The sequence below is a fragment of the Pseudomonas sp. SLBN-26 genome, from assembly GCF_006715895.1.
Classification (GTDB): domain Bacteria; phylum Pseudomonadota; class Gammaproteobacteria; order Pseudomonadales; family Pseudomonadaceae; genus Metapseudomonas; species Metapseudomonas otitidis.
In genome coordinates, this window is sequence record NZ_VFOB01000001.1 from 1,502,287 (window position 1) to 1,521,493 (window position 19,207).

17 protein-coding genes are annotated in these 19,207 nt (G+C 68.7%); 8 read left to right on the forward strand and 9 right to left on the reverse strand.

Annotated features, from left to right (window positions below):
* The first annotated feature begins 4 nt into the window (after positions 1 to 4).
* Together FBY21_RS06850 and FBY21_RS06855 are read left to right on the forward strand one after the other, a co-directional pair.
* Entirely contained in the window at positions 5 to 511 is a 507-nt protein-coding gene (locus FBY21_RS06850) for a thioredoxin family protein (protein WP_074971210.1), read from the forward strand.
* 124 nt (positions 512 to 635) lie between these two features.
* Complete coding sequence (locus FBY21_RS06855; protein WP_253543666.1) at positions 636 to 2,714, forward strand: PAS domain-containing sensor histidine kinase; 2,079 nt, start codon at positions 636 to 638, stop codon at positions 2,712 to 2,714.
* A 7-nt stretch (positions 2,715 to 2,721) separates the two neighbouring features.
* Here FBY21_RS06855 and FBY21_RS06860 read toward each other — a convergent pair whose 3' ends face one another.
* Positions 2,722 to 3,591, reverse strand: a complete 870-nt coding sequence (locus FBY21_RS06860) for a LysR family transcriptional regulator (protein WP_142009748.1) — start codon at positions 3,589 to 3,591, stop codon at positions 2,722 to 2,724.
* Between the two features lie 104 nt (positions 3,592 to 3,695).
* On the opposite strand from FBY21_RS06860, the gene FBY21_RS06865 reads away from it, so the two are divergent.
* Positions 3,696 to 4,121 carry a VOC family protein gene (locus FBY21_RS06865; RefSeq protein ID WP_074971132.1) on the forward strand — a complete coding sequence of 142 codons (426 nt, stop codon included), beginning with the start codon at positions 3,696 to 3,698 and terminating at the stop codon, positions 4,119 to 4,121.
* 6 nt (positions 4,122 to 4,127) lie between these two features.
* Here FBY21_RS06865 and FBY21_RS06870 read toward each other — a convergent pair whose 3' ends face one another.
* The 6 genes from FBY21_RS06870 to peaA form a co-directional block, all read right to left on the reverse strand.
* Complete coding sequence (locus tag FBY21_RS06870) at positions 4,128 to 5,153, reverse strand: AraC family transcriptional regulator (RefSeq protein ID WP_142009751.1); 1,026 nt, start codon at positions 5,151 to 5,153, stop codon at positions 4,128 to 4,130.
* A 90-nt stretch (positions 5,154 to 5,243) separates the two neighbouring features.
* The gene (locus tag FBY21_RS06875) at positions 5,244 to 6,944 is read right to left on the reverse strand and encodes an AMP-binding protein (protein WP_142009753.1); all 1,701 of its coding nucleotides are present in this window, start codon (positions 6,942 to 6,944) and stop codon (positions 5,244 to 5,246) included.
* Between the two features lie 223 nt (positions 6,945 to 7,167).
* The gene (peaD, locus tag FBY21_RS06880) at positions 7,168 to 8,289 is read right to left on the reverse strand and encodes a quinohemoprotein amine dehydrogenase subunit beta (RefSeq protein ID WP_074971126.1); all 1,122 of its coding nucleotides are present in this window, start codon (positions 8,287 to 8,289) and stop codon (positions 7,168 to 7,170) included.
* Positions 8,290 to 8,318: 29 nt separating this feature from the next.
* The gene (gene qhpC / locus FBY21_RS06885) at positions 8,319 to 8,642 is read right to left on the reverse strand and encodes a quinohemoprotein amine dehydrogenase subunit gamma (protein WP_142009756.1); all 324 of its coding nucleotides are present in this window, start codon (positions 8,640 to 8,642) and stop codon (positions 8,319 to 8,321) included.
* 1 nt (position 8,643) lies between these two features.
* On the reverse strand, positions 8,644 to 10,074 hold the full coding sequence (peaB, locus tag FBY21_RS06890; protein ID WP_142009758.1) for a quinohemoprotein amine dehydrogenase maturation protein: 1,431 nt from the start codon (positions 10,072 to 10,074) through the stop codon (positions 8,644 to 8,646).
* 73 nt (positions 10,075 to 10,147) lie between these two features.
* Complete coding sequence (gene peaA, locus FBY21_RS06895) at positions 10,148 to 11,713, reverse strand: quinohemoprotein amine dehydrogenase subunit alpha (protein WP_142009760.1); 1,566 nt, start codon at positions 11,711 to 11,713, stop codon at positions 10,148 to 10,150.
* Positions 11,714 to 12,120: 407 nt separating this feature from the next.
* Here peaA and FBY21_RS06900 point away from each other — a divergent pair, with 407 nt between their 5' ends.
* A complete protein-coding gene (locus tag FBY21_RS06900; RefSeq protein WP_142009762.1) occupies positions 12,121 to 13,614 on the forward strand; it encodes an aldehyde dehydrogenase family protein in 1,494 nt (497 codons plus the stop codon).
* A gap of 73 nt (positions 13,615 to 13,687) precedes the next feature.
* Here the strand turns inward: FBY21_RS06900 and paaX are convergent, their stop codons facing one another.
* Together paaX and paaY are read right to left on the reverse strand one after the other, a co-directional pair.
* Complete coding sequence (gene paaX, locus FBY21_RS06905) at positions 13,688 to 14,611, reverse strand: phenylacetic acid degradation operon negative regulatory protein PaaX (protein WP_142016314.1); 924 nt, start codon at positions 14,609 to 14,611, stop codon at positions 13,688 to 13,690.
* Between the two features lie 88 nt (positions 14,612 to 14,699).
* Entirely contained in the window at positions 14,700 to 15,296 is a 597-nt protein-coding gene (gene paaY, locus FBY21_RS06910; RefSeq protein ID WP_044403973.1) for a phenylacetic acid degradation protein PaaY, read from the reverse strand.
* Positions 15,297 to 15,632: 336 nt separating this feature from the next.
* Between paaY and paaF the strand changes: the two genes are divergently transcribed.
* From paaF to paaI, 4 genes are read left to right on the forward strand one after another with little or no spacing between them, the layout of a single operon-like run.
* Positions 15,633 to 16,406, forward strand: a complete 774-nt coding sequence (paaF, locus tag FBY21_RS06915) for a 2,3-dehydroadipyl-CoA hydratase PaaF (protein ID WP_142009764.1) — start codon at positions 15,633 to 15,635, stop codon at positions 16,404 to 16,406.
* A gap of 41 nt (positions 16,407 to 16,447) precedes the next feature.
* Complete coding sequence (paaG, locus tag FBY21_RS06920) at positions 16,448 to 17,239, forward strand: 2-(1,2-epoxy-1,2-dihydrophenyl)acetyl-CoA isomerase PaaG (protein WP_044403980.1); 792 nt, start codon at positions 16,448 to 16,450, stop codon at positions 17,237 to 17,239.
* A gap of 4 nt (positions 17,240 to 17,243) precedes the next feature.
* Complete coding sequence (gene paaH, locus FBY21_RS06925) at positions 17,244 to 18,767, forward strand: 3-hydroxyacyl-CoA dehydrogenase PaaH (protein WP_142009767.1); 1,524 nt, start codon at positions 17,244 to 17,246, stop codon at positions 18,765 to 18,767.
* Positions 18,754 to 19,203: a hydroxyphenylacetyl-CoA thioesterase PaaI gene (paaI, locus tag FBY21_RS06930; RefSeq protein ID WP_044403985.1), complete on the forward strand. Its 450-nt coding sequence runs from the start codon at positions 18,754 to 18,756 to the stop codon at positions 19,201 to 19,203. The genes paaH and paaI overlap by 14 nt, the downstream gene beginning before the upstream one ends.
* Positions 19,204 to 19,207 lie beyond the last annotated feature (4 nt).

A 19,207-nucleotide genomic window follows, 5' to 3' on the forward strand; every position in this document is an offset into this window, starting at 1 on the left:
CCCCATGGCGACCTATCGCGAGCTGTTCGACATCGGCCAGTCCTACACCGAGTTCGTCGGCAGCGGCCTGCCGGCCGAGACGGCCGCAGCCGCCGCCATCGCCCAGCGCCTGGAAGACCAAGGGCCGGCCGCCCCGCTGCTGCAGCGCATTGAGCAGATCGAACGCCGCTACCACCTGCTGGTGGTGGGCGAGATGTGGTGCCCGGACTGCCAGATCAACGTCACCGTGCTGGACGACCTGTGCCGCCGCCAGCCGCGCATCGACCTCGCGGTGATCACCAAGGGCCGCGCCGAAGACGACCTCAAGACCCGCCTGGGCCTGGAGCGCATCGCCATTCCCCTGGTGGTGGTACTGGACGAGGCCTTCGAACCCGCCGGGCTGTTCATCGAGCGGCCACGCCTCGTCCGCGAGGGTGACGAGGCCGTGCTGCGCGCCTACAAGGCCGGCGAGCACCTCGACGCCACCCTGGCCGACGTGCTCGAACTCATCGAACAGGCCGAGCAGCGCTAGGCTCTCGCGCCTGCTCGCCGTCACCGCCACGGCGAACAGGCATCGCGGAATCGAATTGTCCGGCCGCTTCGTGGTCAACTCCTCTGACCCGGCCATCCTCGCTGCTGCCCCTCGGAATCCTGACATGGACGCTACCCCCTTCCCCGCCGCCCCCGGGCCGATGAGCCAGCAAGTGCGCCAGCACGACTGGGCCCGCACCCCGCTCGGCCCGATCGAGCACTGGCCCGAGGCGCTGCGCATCAGCGTCGACACCATCCTGTCCTCGCACTTCCCCTGCTGCCTGGTATGGGGGCCGCAGCGCATCTCCATCTACAACGACGGTTTCGTGCCCATCCTCGGCAACAAGCCCGCCCCGCTCGGCCGGCCCTTCGACGACATCTGGCGCGAAGCCTGGGACAGCATCGGCCCCATCGCCGAGCGGGCCTACCAGGGCCAGGCCACCTTCATCGAGGATTTCCCCGTGGAGCTGGATCGCCACGGGCGACCGGAGATGAGCTATTTCACCTTCTGCTACAGCCCGCTGCGGGACGCCGACGGCCGGGTGCTGGGCATGCTCGACACGGTGATCGAGACCACCTCCCGGGTCACCGCCGAGCGCCAGTTGCGCCAGCTCACCCACAACCTGGAACGCCAGGTGGCCGAGCGCACCCGCGACCGCAACCGCCTGTGGAACCTCTCGCCGGACATCATGCTGGTGTCGCGCCTGGACCTGGTGATCACCGCCGCCAACCCCGCCACGCAGAACATCCTCGGCTGGAGCGAAGCCGAGCTGGTGGGCAGCAACTGTCTGGACCTGGTACACCCCGACGACCTCGCCGACGCCTGGTCCGCCATCCACAGCCTGGTCCAGGGCGAGCCCCTGCGGGACTACGCCAGCCGCATGCGCCATCGCGATGGCAGCTACCGCTGGATCAACTGGTCCTCCTCCTCCGGCGACGGCTTCATCAGCGCCATCGGCCGCGACACCACCGAGGAGCGCGCCCGCGCCGACGCCCTGCGCCAGGCCGAGGAGCAACTGCGCCAGAGCCAGAAGATGGAGGCCGTGGGCCAGCTCACCGGCGGCCTCGCCCATGACTTCAACAACCTCCTCGCCGGCATCAGCGGCAGCCTGGAGCTGCTGCGCCTGCGCATCGCCCAGGGGCGCACCGAGGACCTGAACCGCTACATCGACATCGCCCGCAGCGCCGCCGAACGCGCCGCCACCCTCACCCACCGCCTGCTCGCCTTCTCCCGCCGCCAGGCCCTCGACCCGCGCCCCACCGACGTCAACCAGCTGGTCGCGACCCTGCACGAACTGATCAGCCGGACCATGGGCCCGAACATCGAGGTGGAGTGCGTCGACGGCCCCGACCTGTGGACGGTGCTGGTGGACCCGAACCAGCTGGAAAGCGCCCTGCTCAACATCTGCATCAACGCCCGCGACGCCATGCCCAACGGCGGCCGCCTGTGCATCGGCAGCAACAATGTCGTGCTCGGCGCCCAGGCTGCCGGTGAGCGCGGGCTGGAACCGGGGGACTACCTGGTGCTGATGGTCAGCGACACCGGTAGCGGCATGAGCGAGGACGTCATCAGCCGAGCCTTCGAACCCTTCTTCACCACCAAGCCGGTGGGCCAGGGCACCGGCCTCGGGCTCTCGATGGTGTACGGCTTCGCCCGGCAATCCGGCGGGCAGGTGCGCATCGCCTCCACCCTCGGCCAGGGCACCAGCCTCAGCCTCTACCTGCCCCGCCACCACGGCGAGGCAGAGCCCGCGCCAACACCCCGCCCGGTTGAAATCCCCCGCGCCGAGCAGCGCACCACCGTACTGGTGGTGGACGACGAAGCGCCCCTGCGCCAGCTGATGCGCGAAGTGCTGGAAGACCTCGGCTACCAGATGCTCGAAGCCGCGGACGGCCCCGAGGCCCTCGCCCTGCTGGCCAGCGAGCGAGGGGTCGACCTGCTGCTGGCCGACGTCGGCCTGCCGGGGGGCCTGAACGGCCTGGAACTGGCCCGCCGCGCCCGCCTGCAACGCCCGGACCTGAAGGTGCTGTTCATCACCGGCTACGCCCAGAACGCCCCATTCGGCAACGAACCCCTGCCCCCGGGGATGGAGGTCATGGCCAAGCCCTACGCCATCGACGCCCTGGCCAACCGCATCCGCCTGCTGCTCAAGGCCCCGCCGTCCGACCAGGCCATCGCCGAAGCCGGCCTGCGGGCGGTCTAGGGCCCGGCTATCCGGCGTCCTCCCCGGCCAGGCACGCTGCAAACAGGCGCTGCAGCGGCTGGCGGCGCTGGGCGTGGCGCGTGAGCAGGATGATCTGCCGGTGGAAGGTCATCGGGCCGAGGCGGATCACGCGGATGGCGGCGTCGCGCTCCAGCCACAGGCCCGCTTCGGGGATCAGCGCGATGCCGAGGCCGGCCTCGACCATGCGCACGATTGCGTCGAGTTCGTCCAGTTCCAGCGCCACCTTAACGTCCAGGCGCTGCTGGCGCAGGAAGCGGGTGACCAGGCGCCCGCCGAAGGAGGTGCGGTCATAGCGCACCAGCGGCTGTTCGGCCAGCAGGCGCAGCGGGTCGTCGCCCTCCAGGCCGCGCGGCACCACCAGCACGAAGGCTTCCTCCCGTAGCACCTCGGCATGCAGTTCCTTGGGCAGTTCGAATGGCGGGCGGATGAGGATGGCCAGGTCCAGGTCGCCGGCATCCACCTGGCTCAGCAGGTTCAGCGAAACGCCGGGCACCAGCTTCGGCTCCACCGCCGGGGCGCGCTCCCGCAGGCGCAGCAGCGCGTCCGCCAGCAGCCCGGTCTGGGCGGTGGCGATGGCACCGATGCGCAGTTCCCCGGCATGGGCACCCGCCTCGTCCGTGGCCGCCATGCGGGCGAACAGGTCGAGCATCTCCCGCGCCAGGGGCAGCGCCCGCTCACCGGCCGCGTTGAGCAGCGCCTGGCGGCCGGTGCGGTCGAACAGGCGCACGCCCAGCGCTTCTTCCAGGTTGCGGATCTGCGCACTGACGGCGGACTGGGTAAGGCCGATGTGCATGCCGGCAGCGGCGAAGGTGCCATGGCGGGCCACGGCGACGAAGGTGCGGATCTCTCGCAGCATGGAGTGCCTCATTGATCGAAAACGTTCGTGCTCGGCACAAATAATCCTGGCTTTGCATCGAAATCTCCATCTCTAGAATGAAGACACGATCAAAGGAGCACAGCATGCAACTCGCCCCCTTCCACCTCGCAATCCCCGTTCACGACCTGCCCGCCGCGCGGCGTTTCTATGGCGAGGTGTTCGGCCTCGCCGAAGGCCGCTCCAGCGCGCAGTGGGTGGACTTCGACTTCTTCGGTCACCAGCTGGTGATCCACGAACACCCGCCGACCGCCAGCCAGCTCGCCGCACACACCAACCCGGTGGACGGCCACGACGTGCCGGTGCCGCACTTCGGCGTGGTGCTCGCCTGGGAGGACTGGGAGGCCCTGGCCGAGCGGCTGCAACGCCTCGGCACGCGCTTCGTGATCGAGCCCTACGTGCGCTTCAAGGGCCAGGTGGGCGAGCAGGCGACGCTGTTCCTGCTCGACCCGTGCGGCAACGCGCTGGAGTTCAAGGCGTTCCGGGACATCGGCCAGCTGTTCGCCAAGTGAAGGGGCTCAGCCCGCCTCGGGGTGCACCAGCGCCCGGTACTGCCCGGGGGTGGAGCCGGTCCACTTACGGAACGCCTTGTAGAAGGCGCTGGCGTCGGCGAAGCCGAGTTCGAAGGCCAGCTCGGTGAAGTTGACCTCGCCCGCGTCCAGCCGGGCGACCGCCAGGTCGCGGCGCACCTGGTCCTTCAGCGCCTGGTAGGACTGCCCTTCCTGGGTGAGCTTGCGCCGCAGGGTGGAGGGCGCCATGTAGAAGTGCCCGGAGAGCGCCTCCAGGTCCGGCCAGCGCTCGGGGCGGAGGCTGCGCAGGTAGGCCTTGATGCGGGCGGCCAGGCTCTGGGGGTCGCGGTAGCGCACCAGGATGTTGGCCGGCGCACCGGCGAGGAAGCGCCGCAGGTCCGCCTCGTTGCGGCGCACCGGCTGGGCCAGGCAGTCGGCGTTGAACACCAGGCGCGTGGTGTCGCGGCCGAAGCGCAGGTGCGGGGTGAACATCACCCGGTAGTCCTCGATGTAGGCCGGCTGCGGCCCCCGCAGCTCGATGCCGAGGATCGGCAGACGCCGCCCGGCCAGCCAGCAGAGCAGGCCGTGGACCATGAGGAACAGGGTGAAGCAGGCGAAGGCCCGAGGCGGCGCGCCGCTGTCGTCGAGGACGATCTCGGCCAGGCTGCCACGCCGCGCCAGGCGGGGCTGCAGGTCGTCCAGCATCAGGGCGAGGAAGATCAGGCTGGTCTGCAGCGCGTCCCCCAGGGTGGCGGCCTGCAGGGCGGTCCGGCTCATGTGGGCGAAGCTGCCGGACTTGAGCCGGCGGCTGTCCATGCCGAAGAACTCGTCATCCATCACCCGGGCGATCAGCAGCCACAGCTGGGCGTACTGCCTGGAGGCGACCCGGCCGTAGGGCCGAGCCATCTGTTCGGCGGGAATGCCAGCCTGCTCCAGCAGTGCGGCAACGTCGCCCCCCTGCTGGCGAAGCACCTGCAGTGCTTCGTCGACGAGGCGGACGGAGATGGTGCCTTTCTCGGCTGACGTTCCTGTCATGGCGTTCCGGGGGTCATGGCGATTACGGGCGCCCAGTGTAGGAGATGGAAGGCGGATAAGGAGCCGCGCAAGACGCGGCTCCCTGCGGTGCTAGCGGATCGCCGTCACCTTGCCGTCCCGGGGCGGCGTCAGCTCCTCGATGCTGATCTCGCGCATGCGGAACTTCTGGATCTTGCCGGTCACCGTCATGGGGAACTCGTCCACGAAACGGAAGTGCCGGGGCACCTTGAAGTGCGCGATGCGGGTCTTGGCCCAGGCCTTCAGCTCCTCCTCGCCGGCGCTGTGGCCGGGGTGGAACTTGATCCAGGCGACGATCTCCTCGCCGTACTTGCTGCAGGGAATGCCGATCACCTGCACGTCGGCCACGGCCGGGTGGGTGAAGAAGAACTCCTCCAGCTCGCGGGGGTAAATGTTCTCGCCGCCGCGGATGATCATGTCCTTGCTGCGCCCGACGATGCGCACGTAGCCGTCGTCGTCCATGGCCGCCAGGTCGCCGGTGTGCATCCAGCGGCCCGGGTCGATGGCGTCGGCAGTGGCCTGGGGGTTGTTCCAGTAGCCGAGCATCACGCTGTAGCCCCGGGTGCACAGCTCGCCGATGGTGCCGCGCGGCACGATGCGGCCATCGGCGTCGACGATCTTGCTCTCCAGCTGCGGCTGGGTGCGGCCGACGGTGGTGACGCGCAGTTCCAGCCCGTCATCCGGGCCGGTCTGCAGGGACACCGGGCTGGTCTCGGTCATGCCGTAGGCGATCTGCACCTCGCTCATGTGCATTTCGCCGATGACCCGGCGCATCACCTCGATGGGGCAGGTGGCGCCGGCCATGATGCCGGTGCGCAGGCTGGAGAGGTCGAATTCATGCCGCTGCGGGTGGTCCAGCTCGGCGATGAACATGGTCGGCACGCCGTACAGTGCGGTGGCCTTCTCCTCCGCCACGGCGCGCAGGGCAGTGAGCGGGTCGAAGGCGTCGCCGGGGTAGATCATGGTGGCGCCGTGGGTCACGCAGCCCAGGTTGCCCATGACCATGCCGAAGCAGTGGTACAGCGGCACCGGGATCACCAGGCGGTCGTGCTCGGTGAGCCCCAGGCTCTCGCCGACCATGTAGCCGTTGTTGAGGATGTTGTAGTGGCTGAGGGTGGCGCCCTTGGGGAAGCCGGTGGTGCCGGAGGTGTACTGGATGTTGATGGGGTCGTCGAACTGCAGGCTGGCCTGGCGCTCGGCCAGCTCGGCCGGGGTGGTCTCCCCTGCCCGCTGCTGCAGGTCGGCCCAGGCGAGGAAGCCGGCCGGCGGTTCGGCGGCGAGGCTGATCACCCCGCGCAGTTCGGGCAGCACCTCGCTGGCGAGCTGGCCGATGGCTGCGCTGGCCAGCTCCGGCACCAGGCCCTGGAGCATGGCGTGGTAGTCGGAGGTCTTGAAGGCGTCGGCGCAGATCACCCAACGGCAGCCGGACTGGCGCAGGGCGTACTCCAGCTCGCTGCTGCGATAGGCCGGGTTGATGTTGACGAGGATGGCGCCGACCTTGGCGCTGGCGAACTGGGTGATGCACCACTCGGCGCAATTGGGCGCCCAGATGCCGAGCCGGTCGCCGCTCTGGATACCCAGGGCCATCAGCGCGCGGGCATGGACCTCCACCGCCTCGGCCAGGCTGCGCCAGCTGTAGCGCAGCCCCTGGTGGCGCACCACCAGGGCTTCGCGTTCGGGGAATCGGGCGACCGTGGCGTCGAATGCCGCGCCGATGGTCATGGCGAGCAGGGGCTTGTCCTGGCGCCCCCGGGTATAGCTCGGTTGATGCATGGCTGTCCCTTCTTGTCGTTGTGGTGGGATCGGGTCGTTCCGGGTGGCCTCCGATTCGGGCAGGGAGGCCGATTACCTTTACGTAAACGTCAATCTGGGTAAAGGGTTTTGTTCTGTCCAGTGACCCATTGGTCGTAGATGGCGCGGAATGAGGCGTGCGAACGCCTACGGCAGACCCGCCCCGCTCCCGGGCGCAAGCCCGGGCCACGGGGGAGTCACCGGCCTAGCGCACGAATACCTGGGTGGTGGTGATGGCCATGTCGCCACCCGGCAGCTTGATGTTCTTCACCTTCTCCAGGCTGTCCGGATCGAAGACGGCGATGTCGTTGAAGGTGCCGGCCAGGTAGAGCTTGCTGCCCTGGGTGTTGAAGGCGATGCAGTAGTAGGAGTGATCCAGGTTGGCGGCCTTGATCAGCTTCTGCTGCTTGATGTCGTACTTGGCCAGGCGGTTGAGCACGCCGAACATCTGGTTCGGGTCCTTCGGCGAACGCAGGCCGGTGAAGTACAGCTCGGTCAGCGGCGCGAAGTCCTCCACGGTGGGCTTGCCGGTCTTCAGGTCGATGCTCACGTAGCCGTAGACGAAGTCGGCGGTGGCCGGGTCCTGCTTCTCGTCCTTGAACCTGGTGGTGGTGTAGAGCATCGAGAACTCGTGCAGCGGGGTCTGGTGCGGCCAGAAGTACAGCACGTCGGGCGGGCCGTAGTTGGGGCGTTTCCAGTTGCGCCCGGGCACGGCGACTTCGTAGTGGCCGGTCTTCACGTCCATCTTGTAGATGTCGGGCCCGGCGATATACAGGGTGCCGTCGTCAGCGGCGCGCATGATGTACAGCTGGCGCGGCACCGGGAAGCTGCGCACGGGCTGGGCGTCCAGGCCGGCGGCGGTGTCGAACACCTCCAGGCGCGGCTGCTGGACTTCGTAGTGGTCGCTGGCCATGCGGGTCGGGTTGACCACGCTGTACAGCTCCTTGCCGTCCGGGCTGAGGGCGAAGGCGAACATGGAGCGGGCCTTCTCGTCCGGTTTGCGCGAGAGCTTGGCGTGGAACACCGCGCGGCAGCTGTCTAGGTCGATGCCGTAGAGGTCGCCGAAGTGGTTGTTGAGCAGGTAGGCGGTCTTGCGGTCCGGCGACACCATGGCGGTGCCCGGTCCGAAGGCATCGGGCAGGCGGCAGGTCTTGTAGAGGCTGTCGCTGGCCAGGTCGAGCACGTGCAGGTTGTTCGGGTAGTTGGTGGCGATCATGTATTCCTGGCCGGCCTTGAGTGCCAGGCCGGCGTTGTCGGCGGCCAGGGCCTGGCCACCCAGGGCGAGCCCGGCGGCAACGGCCAGGCTGGCGAACGCATTGAGCTTCATCGGGTTTTCCCTCGTGTTCGAGTGGCCGGTCATTTGTCTTTGGGGAAGACGGTGCCGAGGTTGCGCCAGTCCTGCGAGGAGTCCTGCGCGCTGGCGTTCCAGTCCTGGTAGGTGGTCATCATGTCCGGCACCTGGGCCGGCCACCAGCAGGGGTCGGAGCAGCCGTAGAGGTCGGCCTCCATGGGCTGGCACAGGGAGCTGACGCCCCCGAAGGCATCCACTTCCCAGCCCGGGTCGGTGGTCGCCGTGCAGCCGGCGACGGCACTCATGGCGACGACTTCTTCCAGGCAGTCTTCGGCTGCGGCCTGTTCGAGCAGGTGCGCTTTCTGGTTCAGCGGCTTGAGGTGTTTCATGTCAGTGCGCCTTCCGCGGAGTGATGGTGCGGCTGATGAAGGCCGGGTTGCCGGCCAGGATGCGGCTGTAGACCTCGATGCCGAAGTCCACCCAGTCGCGCATCAGTTCGCAGTAGTGATAGGTCGGGTGCGTGGGATCGCCGTAGCGGGCGTAGCTCTCGTGGTAGCAGCCGCCGGAACAGAGGTTGCGGATGCGGCAGCTGTCGCAACCGGTGCCGGTGCGGTCCAGGCGCTGGGAGAGGAAGTCGTTGAGCTCGGCCTGCTTCACCGCGCCGTGCACGTTGCCGAAGGTCGGCAGGCTGGAGCCGGTGAAGCGGTGGCAGAGGTTCAGCTCGCCCTTGTGGTCCACCGCCAGCATCTTCAGCCCGGCCCCGCAGGGCAGCGCCTTCTTCTGGCCCTCGTGGATGTCGGTGATCAGCTGGTGCAGGTTGGAGAAGCCGATGTTGCGGTTCTCCAACGCCGCCTCCAGGTAGCGCCGGCCCAGGGCCTTCATGTTGGCGAACACCTGCACCAGCTCGTCCGCCGTGAGGTTGAAGCTGCTGATGTCGCCGGAGGTGACCGGGGCGAAGCCCACCTCGGCGAAGCCCAGTTCGTTGAACAGGTGGTCCCAGATGGTTTCCACGTCGGTGACGCCGGTGGTCAGCGTCACCCGCGCGCCCACCGGGCGGCTGGTGTAGCGCGACAGCAGCATCTCCACCTTGCGCCGGACCACGTCGTAGGTGCCCTGCCCGCCCACGGTGATGCGGTTGCGGTCGTGCACCGTCTTCGGCCCGTCGATGCTGATGGACAGCCCGAAGCGGTGGGCATTCAGCCAGTCGACGATCTCCTCGGTGAGCAGCGTGGCGTTGGTGGTCATGACGAACTCCACCTGCTTGCCCGCAGCGGCGAAGCGACGCTCGCAGTAGCCCACCATGTGCTCGATCAGCGGGCGGTTGGAGAGCGGCTCGCCGCCGAAGAACACCACGCTGTAGCGGGCCTCGTCGGGGGACTCGCGCAGCAGCATCTCCACCGAGGCCTCGGCCGTTTCCACGGCCATCTTCTTGCCGGCCGAGGGCTTGTCGAGGTCTTCCTTGTAGCAGTAGGTGCAGCTCAGGTTGCAGCCGGTGTTGACGTTCAGCACCACGGTGTTGAGGGCGGTACGGTCGACCTTCTTCAGGCCGATCTCCGGCGTCAGCGGCGAGCCGTCGCTCACCACCTCCAGCGCGATCAGCTCGCGTAGGGTCTCGTCGATCTCGGCCCCCGCGAAGCGCCCGCCCAGGCGTTGCACCAGCTCCTCGGGCGAGCAGCCCTGCTGGCGCAGGGCGTCGATGATGCCCCCGGTCAGCGCGTCGGTGGCGAACAGCGAGCTGCTGGGTATGTGGAACAGCATGCGGTCGGTGTTGACCTGCACCTCGTGCAGGTTGCGTTCGACCAGATTCAAGATTGCGCCCATGGCGACCTCCTGGAATTCGTCCCGATTCGTTTCGAATCCGGGCAGGGCAACCGCCCTGCCCAGTCCTTCCCACTCAGGGCAATGGCGGGTTGTTCCAGCGCTGGACAGTGACGATCAGGTGGCCTTCGCCTTTCTGCCCGCCCTCCTCCAGCTCGGCGATCACCTTCAGGTTGCCGGCGTTGTTGGTCATCATCTTGCGTTCCGGGTTGGGGCCGGCACCGCCGGGCACGAAGACGCCATCCTTCTGCATCACCCCGGCGAACTTCACGTCCTCGTCTTCCTTGGCACGCTCATCGAACGGTTCCACCGACCATTTCGCCGGCAAGTAGCCGATGCGGTAGGCCTTGCCGGCGGCGTCGGTGCCCCAGGCCTCGGCCTCGAAGCGGCCCTGGACCTTGGGCGTGGAGCCGCCGTTCTCGCCGATGCGGGCGATGGAGAACGCGGGCACCACCTTGACCTCGGCAATGTCCTTGTAGACCGCCAGGGTCACGCCCTTCAGCGCGCCGACGGACACCTCACGCAGGCCGGGGGCTGCGTCGGCGGCCGCCTTCACCTTCACCCGCACCTGGTCCGGGGTGCTGTCCAGCACCTTCACCACCTCCAGCCCGGCCCCCAGTTGCGGCGCGCCCGAGAGGCCGCTGCCTACCAGGGTCAGCTCGGTTTCGCTGCCGGCTTTGACCTGCGCCGGCTGCACCGCCAGGAGCCTGGCCTGGCCCTGCTTCGCGGCGCTGAAGTCGAGGCCACGCTCGTCGTGCTCGCTCTCGAACATGCGGCCGGTCATCTGCCCGTCGAGGGCGGCGAATACCTGGCGCAGGGTGGTGTCGCCCACCTTCACGTTGCCGCGCCATTCGTAGCCGTTGTAGAGGATCGCCGAGCCGCTGCCGGTGAACGGCGAACCGTCGGCGTACTGGCCCTTCACGTCCACCTTGAAGGTGTCGGCACCATCGGCGGTCACGGTCATCACGCCGCGCACATCACCCTTGGCGAGCATGTGGCCGCTGAAGCTCCACTGGCCCGGCAGCACGTCGGCCTTGGGCCGGGCCTTCTGCCAGTCGGTCCAGGCCTGGCTGTCCAGCGGGAAGCGCTTGGCCAGGTCGGGCACGGTCTGCTTGAGGGCGATGTCCAGCCAGTCGCGGTCACGGGACTGGGCCTGGTATTCGAGAGACGGCCACTGGCCGAGGTGGAAGTTGACCAGGTGCTCCCACTCCTTCGCCGGGCGCCGCTGCAGGGCGACACGGGCACCGGAGTGGCAGCGACCGCACATCTGGCTGAGGTGATCGTCGAACTGCTCGACGGTGTTCAGCCGACGCTCCATGGCGTAGCGCACGCCGTCGGTCTCGCTGGGCGCCAGGCCCTGCTTGTCGGCCAGGTACTTGACCAGGGTGCGACGGTCCTCGTCGCTGATCTTCAGGCCGTGCATCACCTGCATGCGGGCGATGCTCATCAGCCAGCCTTCGGGCGTCTTGCGCTGGTGGCTGATGCGGCTGTAGGTGTCGTTGCCCTCGGGGATGTGGCACCCCATGCACTTGGACTGGAGGAGCGCCGGCCCCTCTTCCGCCCCATGGGCCTGGGCACACAGCAAGGCTGCCAGGGTCAGCACCAGGCTGCCCGCTTGCCGCCGGAGTCGAGTCGTCTTCAAGGTCAGACCTCCACGGTTTTGTTCTTATGGGTCGCGCCGAACCGGGCGGCACAACTGTCGCAGCCGATACAGGATGTGTGCCACTTCCGATAAATCTTTCTAAATCAATGCCTTGAGCACGCAACGCGGTTTCATCGGGACTGTGGCGAAACACCGCACGCGTCTAATTTCGAGACAGGCTGTTCCAGCCTGAGACGCCGCCACGGTGACACCCGAGCGCAGCGGGCGCGGCTGTTGCACGGGTTGTCTCACGCCGTCTCAAAGTGCAACAGCCCCAATGCGCCGGCGCCTACCTCATCGCCGCCACAGGTCACGGCAGACGGCGCCTGGCGCCCTCGCGCGCAGCTTGGCATGGCGGTTGCCCCATGGCGGTTCACCTCCTTCCCTGACAACAAGAGAGCGAACCCATGTCCGACCAGCTGCCCCTCCTGCCGGCCACCCGCGCCTTCCTCGACCGCCCGCTGAAGATGCTCATCGGCGACCAGTGGCAGGACGCCACCAGCGGCGCCACCCTGGACTTCCGCAACCCGGCCACGGGTGACGTCATCGGCCGCGTGCCCTCGGCCGACGCGGACGACGTGGACCGCGCCGTGCGCGCCGCCCGCCAGGCTTTCGATGACTCCGCCTGGAGCCGCATGCGCCCCCGCGAGCGGCAGAACCTGCTGTGGCGCCTGGCCGACCTGATGCAGCGCGATGCCCAGCAACTGGCGGAGCTGGAATGCCTGAACAACGGCAAGAGCGCGGCGGTGGCGCAGGTGATGGACGTGCAACTGGCCATCGACTTCCTCCGCTACATGGCCGGCTGGGCCACCAAGATCGAAGGCAGCAGCGTCGACGTCTCCCTGCCGCTGATGCCGGACGACCAGTTCCACGGTTTCATCCGCCGCGAAGCCGTCGGCGTGGTGGGCGCCATCGTCGCCTGGAACTTCCCCCTGCTGCTGGCCTGCTGGAAGCTCGGCCCGGCCCTGGCCACTGGCTGCACGGTGGTGCTCAAGCCAGCGGACGAAACGCCGGTCACCGCCCTCAAGCTGGCCGAACTGGTGTTGGAGGCGGGCTACCCCGCCGGGGTGTTCAACGTGGTGACCGGCACCGGCCTGAACGCCGGCGCCGCCCTCACCCGCCACCCGGGCGTGGACAAGCTGACCTTCACCGGCTCCACCGAGGTCGGCAAGCAGATCGGCAAAGCCGCCATGGACAACATGACCCGCGTCACCCTGGAGCTGGGTGGCAAGTCGCCGACCCTGGTACTGGCCGACGCCAACCTGCAGGACGCCGCCGCCGGCGCCGCCACGGCGATCTTCTTCAACCAGGGCCAGGTGTGCTGCGCCGGCTCGCGCCTGTACGTGCAGCGCAAGCACTTCGACAACGTGGTGGCCGACATCGCCGGCATCGCCAACGGCATGAAACTGGGCAACGGGCTGGACCCGAGCGTGCAGATGGGCCCACTGATCTCCGCCCGCCAGCAGGACCGCGTGACCGGCTACATCAACCTCGGCCGCGAGCTGGGGGCCTCGGTGGTCTGCGGCGGCGAAGGCTTCGGGCCGGGGTATTTCGTCAAGCCGACGGTGATCGCCGACGTCGACCAGAAGCACCGCCTGGTGCAGGAAGAGATCTTCGGCCCGGTGCTGGTGGCCATGCCCTTCGACGACCTCGACGAAGCCGTGCGCCTGGCCAACGACAACCCCTACGGCCTCGGTGCCAGCATCTGGTCCAACGACCTGGGCGCCGTGCATAGGATGATCCCGCGCATCAAGTCCGGCTCCGTGTGGGTCAACTGCCACAGCGCACTGGACCCGGCCCTGCCCTTCGGCGGCTACAAGATGTCGGGGCTCGGCCGCGAGATGGGCGCGGCCGCCATCGAGCACTACACCGAACTCAAGTCGGTGCTGATGCGGTTGTAAATGGAGCGCCGGCCCCAAGGCAGGGGCCAGCACAAGACCAAGCAGGCGGCCCCTGCCCACCTCGTTCAGCGTGCTAGCGCAGACCGCCAAAGCGCCGGTAGAAGCCCTCGCTGGCGTCGGGCAGCGGGCCGTCGGCGGTTTCCAGGTTGGCGTTCAGCCATTCCTCGGCCTTGCCGTAGATCAGGCGGTAGATGTTGCGGCACAGCTGGCGGGCCGAGCGGCCTTCCCAGTCGCTGGGCAGCAGCTCGTCCGGCAGTTGCGGGTCGCGCAGCAGCAGGCGGCGGTATTCGTGGATCAGCAGCGTGCGGGCCAGCAGGCAGTCCTCCGGATCCAGGCTTTCCTGCTCGCGCAGGGCCTGCCAGAGCGGGCGGAACAGCTGGATGAACTCGCGGTAGTGCTCGCCCAACTCGTCCAGCCGCCAGCTCTCGCGCACTTGCATGCGCAGGGCCTTGGAGGCCAGCACATCCTGGGCGCTGGTCTCGAAGACGATGCTGTCCTCCAGGGCGTCCAGCTCCTGCAGGGTGGTGGTGAGGTCCACGCGGTCGCAGCGGGGGTTGGCCAGCACGGTCGGCGCGATGGCGCCGAAGCCCTGCCACTCCAGCTCCTCGCGCACCTGCTTGCGCTTCTCCTGGGGCAGCTGCGACAGCACCACCAGGTGCCAGGAGCCATCCCAGGCCGGGATGCCGGAGCTGTAGACACGCTTGAAGGCCTTCTCGAAACGCCGACGGCCAGTGCCGGTGAGGCTGTAGTAGCTGCGCCGCCCGACCTTCTCGGCACTCAGCCAGCCGTCCTTGGTGAGGCGGAAGATCGAGGTGCGGATCAGCCGCTCGTTGATGCCGATGGGCTCCAGCATCTGGATCAGGCTGCCCAGCCAGACGGTGCCGCCGTGGGGTTCGATGGCATCCCCGTAGAGGGTCATGATCAGCGAGCTGGCGCGAATGGGAGTCTGCTGCTGGAAGCGGGTGATGAGCTGGTCCAGGGGCGCGAGGGAGGTCATGGGCATACGGGGTCGTGAAGGGATGCCGACTATACCCGCACGCTTCACGATGGGGCCACAGGCGTTAGGGGGCCACAGACCGAACCCATCAGCGTGCCTCGCCCTTGGGTCGCAGGCCCGGGTCGCTCATGCGCGGCCGGCCGGGCTCCACCTCGGCAAGCGGCTCGCAGGGCTCAAGCGCCGCCAGGCAGCGCTGGGCCAGGCGCTGGTACTCGCGGGTGCCGGCCTGCTTCCAGGCCACCTCGTCATCGCTCAGCACACGGCGCACCTGCGCCGGAGAGCCCATCACCAGGGACTGCGCATCGCAGGTGAAGCCCGCCTTGACGAAGGCCGTGGCGGAAACGAAGGAACGCGCGCCGATGTGCGCGCCATCCATCACCACCGCATTCATGCCCACCAGGGCGTCTTCGCCGATCTGGCAGCCGTGCAACACCGCGCCGTGGCCGATGTGGCCGTTGCGCGCTACCACCGTGTCGCTGCCGGGGAAGCCATGCATCACGCAGGTGTCCTGGATGTTGGCGCCCTCCTCCAGAACGATGCGCCCGAAATCGCCGCGCAGGCTGGCCAGCGGGCCGACGTAGCAGTGCGGGCCGATGATCACGTCACCGATCAGCACCGCGCTCGGGTGCACATAGGCAGTGGGGTGCACCACCGGAACCAGTCCATCCAGGCTGTAGCAGGCCATGGGCGTTTCTCCTTCTCAGGCTCAAGCCTTATTCGATTCAAAAATACGCAGCTCTTGTATCACATGGAAACACCTTCAAAAAAGCACCGGAATCACGACCAATCAGTCACTCAACGCTAAATAAAGGCCGATAAGCCCTGTAGCAGGCCCTTCACAACAACCAAGCCGCGATCTTTTAAGACACATTTTCTATTTTTTGATTTGTTGTTTTGTATCGCTTTATGCCTATACTGCCGCCACAACGGATGGCGACCCGTCGCGAACGCCCGGGTCACACGCCATCTCACCAACAAGAGCGGCATGCCTGAGCCGCGCGTGCACCAGAGGACGTTCGTCATGCCTCGTACCCTTGCTGTCCTGCCGCCCGAACTGGGTGTCCGCCTGATCACCCTGCAGCGCCCCGAGGCTCTGAATGCGCTGAACACCGAGCTGCTCGGCGAACTGGCTGCCGAGCTGGACCTGGCCGAGCAGGACGCCGACACCCGCGCGGTGGTGATCACTGGCAGCCGCAGAGCCTTCGCCGCCGGTGCCGACATCCAGGAGATGGCCGAGCGCGACCTGGTGGGCATCCTCAACGACCCGCGCCAGGCCCACTGGCAGCGCATAGCCCGCTTCGGCAAACCGCTGGTGGCAGCCGTCAACGGCTTCTGCCTCGGTGGCGGCTGCGAGCTGGCCATGCACGCCGACATCCTCATCGCCGGTGAAGACGCCCGCTTCGGCCAGCCGGAAATCAACCTCGGGATCATGCCCGGCGCCGGCGGCACCCAGCGCCTGCTGCGCGCCGTGGGCAAGTCCCTGGCCATGCAGATGGTGCTTACCGGCGAAGCCATCGACGCCCGCCACGCCCTGCGCGCCGGGCTGGTCAGCGAGGTGACCCAACCCGAGTTCACCGTCGAGCACGCCCTCGCCATCGCCCGGCTGATCGCCCAGAAGGCGCCACTGGCCGTGCGCCTGGCCAAGGAGGCCGTGCTCAAGGCCGAGGACACCGACCTCGCCAGCGGCCTGCGCTTCGAGCGCCATGCCTTCACCCTGCTGGCCGGCACCCGCGACCGCGACGAAGGCATCCGTGCCTTCCAGGAAAAGCGCCGCCCCGACTTCACCGGCCAGTGACCGCTGGCCGCCCTCTCCCGCCGCCCTGGAGCGCCCGAGACATGACCTTCGAACACATCCTCTTTTCCATCGAGGCGGGTGTCGCCACCCTCAGCCTCAACCGACCCGAGCAACTCAACAGCTTCAACGCCCAGATGCATGGCGAGGTCCGCGAGGCCCTCAAGCAGGTGCGCCAGGACCCGGCGGTGCGCGTGCTGCTGCTGACCGGCGAAGGCCGTGGCTTCTGCGCCGGCCAGGACCTGGCCGACCGCAACGTCGCCCCCGGCAGCGAGGCGCCGGACCTGGGTGCCTCCATCGAGCAGTTCTACAACCCGCTGATCCGCACCCTGCGCGACCTGCCCATGCCGGTGGTCTGCGCCGTCAACGGCGTCGCCGCCGGGGCCGGGGCCAACATCCCCCTGGCGTGCGACCTGGTCCTGGCCGCCCGCTCCGCCAGCTTCATCCAGGCCTTCTGCAAGATCGGCCTGATCCCCGACTCCGGCGGCACCTGGACCCTGCCGCGCCTGGTGGGCATGGCCCGCGCCAAGGCCCTGGCCCTGCTGGGCGAGCGCCTGAGCGCCGAGCAGGCCGAGCAGTGGGGGCTGATCCACCGCGTGGTGGACGATGCCGCCCTGCGTGACGAGGCCCTCAAGCTCGCCCGCCACCTGGCCACCCAGCCGACCTACGGCCTGGCGCTGATCAAGCGCAGCCTCAATGCCAGCCTGGACAACAGCTTCGACCAGCAGCTGGAACTGGAGCGCGACCTGCAGCGCCTGGCCGGCCGCAGCGAGGACTACCGCGAAGGCGTCAGCGCCTTCATGGCCAAACGCACCCCGGTCTTCAAAGGACGCTGAGCCCATGCCCGCCCTGCCCCAAACGTCCCTCGTCGCCGTGATCGGCGCCGGTGCCATGGGCGCCGGCATCGCCCAGGTGGCGGCCCAGGCCGGCCACCCGGTCCGGCTCTACGACAACCGCCCCGGCGCCGCCGCCCAGGCCGTGGACGGCATCGACCGCCAGCTCGGCCACCTGGTGGAGAAAGGCAAGCTGGATGCCGCCGAGCACCAGGCCATCGTCGCCCGCCTGCAACCGGCGGAGACGCTGGAAGCCCTGGCCGACGCACGCCTGGTGATCGAAGCCATCGTCGAGAACCTGGAGATCAAGCGCGCCCTGCTGCAGCAGCTGGAGGCGCTGTGCAGCCCCACCTGCATCCTCGCCAGCAACACCTCCTCGCTGTCCATCACCGCCCTGGCCGCCGGGCTCGCCCACCCGGGGCGGGTGATCGGCCTGCACTTCTTCAACCCGGCACCGCTGATGGCCCTGGTGGAAGTCGTCTCGGGCCTGGCCAGCGACCCGGCCCTGGCCGACGCCCTGTACGCCACCGCGCACGCCTGGGGCAAGCAGCCGGTGCACACCCGCTCCACCCCCGGCTTCATCGTCAACCGCGTGGCCCGGCCCTTCTATGCGGAAAGCCTGCGCCTGCTGCAGGAAGGCGCCGCCGACTGCGCCACCCTCGACGCCCTGATGCGCGAGGCCGGTGGCTTCCGCATGGGCGCCTTCGAACTCACCGACCTGATCGGCCACGACGTCAACTACGCCGTCACCTGCTCAGTGTTCGAGGCCTACTACGGCGACTTCCGCTTCCAGCCCTCGCTGATCCAGAAGGAGCTGGTGGACGCCGGCCGCCTCGGGCGCAAGAGCGGCCGTGGTTTCTACGACTACACCGAAGGCGCCCAGCGCCCGACGCCTGCCGCGCTCTCCAGCGAGCGGACCGTGGACGGCTGCGTGGTGGAAGGCCACCTGGGCGTGGCCGAGCCGCTGGTGGCGCGCCTGCAGGCCGCCGGCCTGGCGGTGACCCGCCGCGACGGCGCCGGCCTGCTGCGGGTCGGCGATGCCGTGCTGGCCCTCTCCGACGGCCGCCTGGCCAGCCAGCGCGCCCGCGAGGACGGCCTGGCCAACCTGGTGCTGCTGGACCTGGCGCTGGACTACGCCGAGGCCAGCCGCCTGGGCATCACCTGGGCCGCCGGCACCTCCGCCCTCGCCCGCGACCAGGCCGTGGCGCTGCTGCAACGCGCCGGCATCACCGCCACGCCGTTGGCCGACATCCCCGGCCTGGCCGTGCTGCGCACCGTCGCCATGCTGGCCAATGAAGGCGCCGATGCGGTGCTGCAGGGCGTCGGCTCGGCGGCGGACATCGACCTGGCCATGCGCGCCGGCGTCAACTACCCCAAGGGCCCGCTGGCCTGGGCGGACGCCCTCGGCCTGGCGGCGCTGCTGCGCACCCTGGACAACCTGCAGGCGGCCTACGGCGAGGCGCGCTATCGCCCGTCGCTGCTGCTGCGCCGCCACGTCGCCGAAGGGAGGACCTTCCATGACCAACCATGAAGCCCTGTCCCTGGCCGAGGCCTGCGGCAGCGCCCTGTTCGAGCGCGACACCGCCAGCCAGGCCATGGGCATGCGCCTGCTCTCCGTCGCACCCGGCCGGGCGCAGATGGGCATGACCGTCCGCGCCGACATGGTCCAGGGCCACGGCACCTGCCACGGCGGCTACCTCTTCGCCCTGGCCGACTCGGCCTTCGCCTTCGCCTGCAATAGCTACAACGAAGCCACCGTGGCCATCGGCTGCAGCATCGACTACGTGGCCCCGGCGCGCCTGGGCGACACCCTCACCGCCCAGGCCAGCGAGCAGAGCCGCAGCGGGCGCACCGGCAACTACGACGTGCGCATCGAGAACCAGAACGGGCAGCTGATCGCCCTGTTCCACGGCAAATCCTACAAAGTGCGCGGCACGGTGCTCGCGCAGGAGACCCCTGATGAGTGATGTC

What these genes read in the sequence shown, in the direction of transcription:
- FBY21_RS06850 (WP_074971210.1), top strand. Translation starts at nt 5, where the DNA reads ATGGCGACCTATCGCGAGCTGTTCGACATCGGCCAGTCCTACACCGAG.
- FBY21_RS06855 (WP_253543666.1), top strand. Translation starts at nt 636, where the DNA reads ATGGACGCTACCCCCTTCCCCGCCGCCCCCGGGCCGATGAGCCAGCAA.
- FBY21_RS06860 (WP_142009748.1), bottom strand. Translation starts at nt 3,591, where the DNA reads ATGCTGCGAGAGATCCGCACCTTCGTCGCCGTGGCCCGCCATGGCACC.
- FBY21_RS06865 (WP_074971132.1), top strand. Translation starts at nt 3,696, where the DNA reads ATGCAACTCGCCCCCTTCCACCTCGCAATCCCCGTTCACGACCTGCCC.
- FBY21_RS06870 (WP_142009751.1), bottom strand. Translation starts at nt 5,153, where the DNA reads ATGACAGGAACGTCAGCCGAGAAAGGCACCATCTCCGTCCGCCTCGTC.
- FBY21_RS06875 (WP_142009753.1), bottom strand. Translation starts at nt 6,944, where the DNA reads ATGCATCAACCGAGCTATACCCGGGGGCGCCAGGACAAGCCCCTGCTC.
- peaD (WP_074971126.1), bottom strand. Translation starts at nt 8,289, where the DNA reads ATGAAGCTCAATGCGTTCGCCAGCCTGGCCGTTGCCGCCGGGCTCGCC.
- qhpC (WP_142009756.1), bottom strand. Translation starts at nt 8,642, where the DNA reads ATGAAACACCTCAAGCCGCTGAACCAGAAAGCGCACCTGCTCGAACAG.
- peaB (WP_142009758.1), bottom strand. Translation starts at nt 10,074, where the DNA reads ATGGGCGCAATCTTGAATCTGGTCGAACGCAACCTGCACGAGGTGCAG.
- FBY21_RS06900 (WP_142009762.1), top strand. Translation starts at nt 12,121, where the DNA reads ATGTCCGACCAGCTGCCCCTCCTGCCGGCCACCCGCGCCTTCCTCGAC.
- paaX (WP_142016314.1), bottom strand. Translation starts at nt 14,611, where the DNA reads ATGACCTCCCTCGCGCCCCTGGACCAGCTCATCACCCGCTTCCAGCAG.
- paaY (WP_044403973.1), bottom strand. Translation starts at nt 15,296, where the DNA reads ATGGCCTGCTACAGCCTGGATGGACTGGTTCCGGTGGTGCACCCCACT.
- paaF (WP_142009764.1), top strand. Translation starts at nt 15,633, where the DNA reads ATGCCTCGTACCCTTGCTGTCCTGCCGCCCGAACTGGGTGTCCGCCTG.
- paaG (WP_044403980.1), top strand. Translation starts at nt 16,448, where the DNA reads ATGACCTTCGAACACATCCTCTTTTCCATCGAGGCGGGTGTCGCCACC.
- paaH (WP_142009767.1), top strand. Translation starts at nt 17,244, where the DNA reads ATGCCCGCCCTGCCCCAAACGTCCCTCGTCGCCGTGATCGGCGCCGGT.
- paaI (WP_044403985.1), top strand. Translation starts at nt 18,754, where the DNA reads ATGACCAACCATGAAGCCCTGTCCCTGGCCGAGGCCTGCGGCAGCGCC.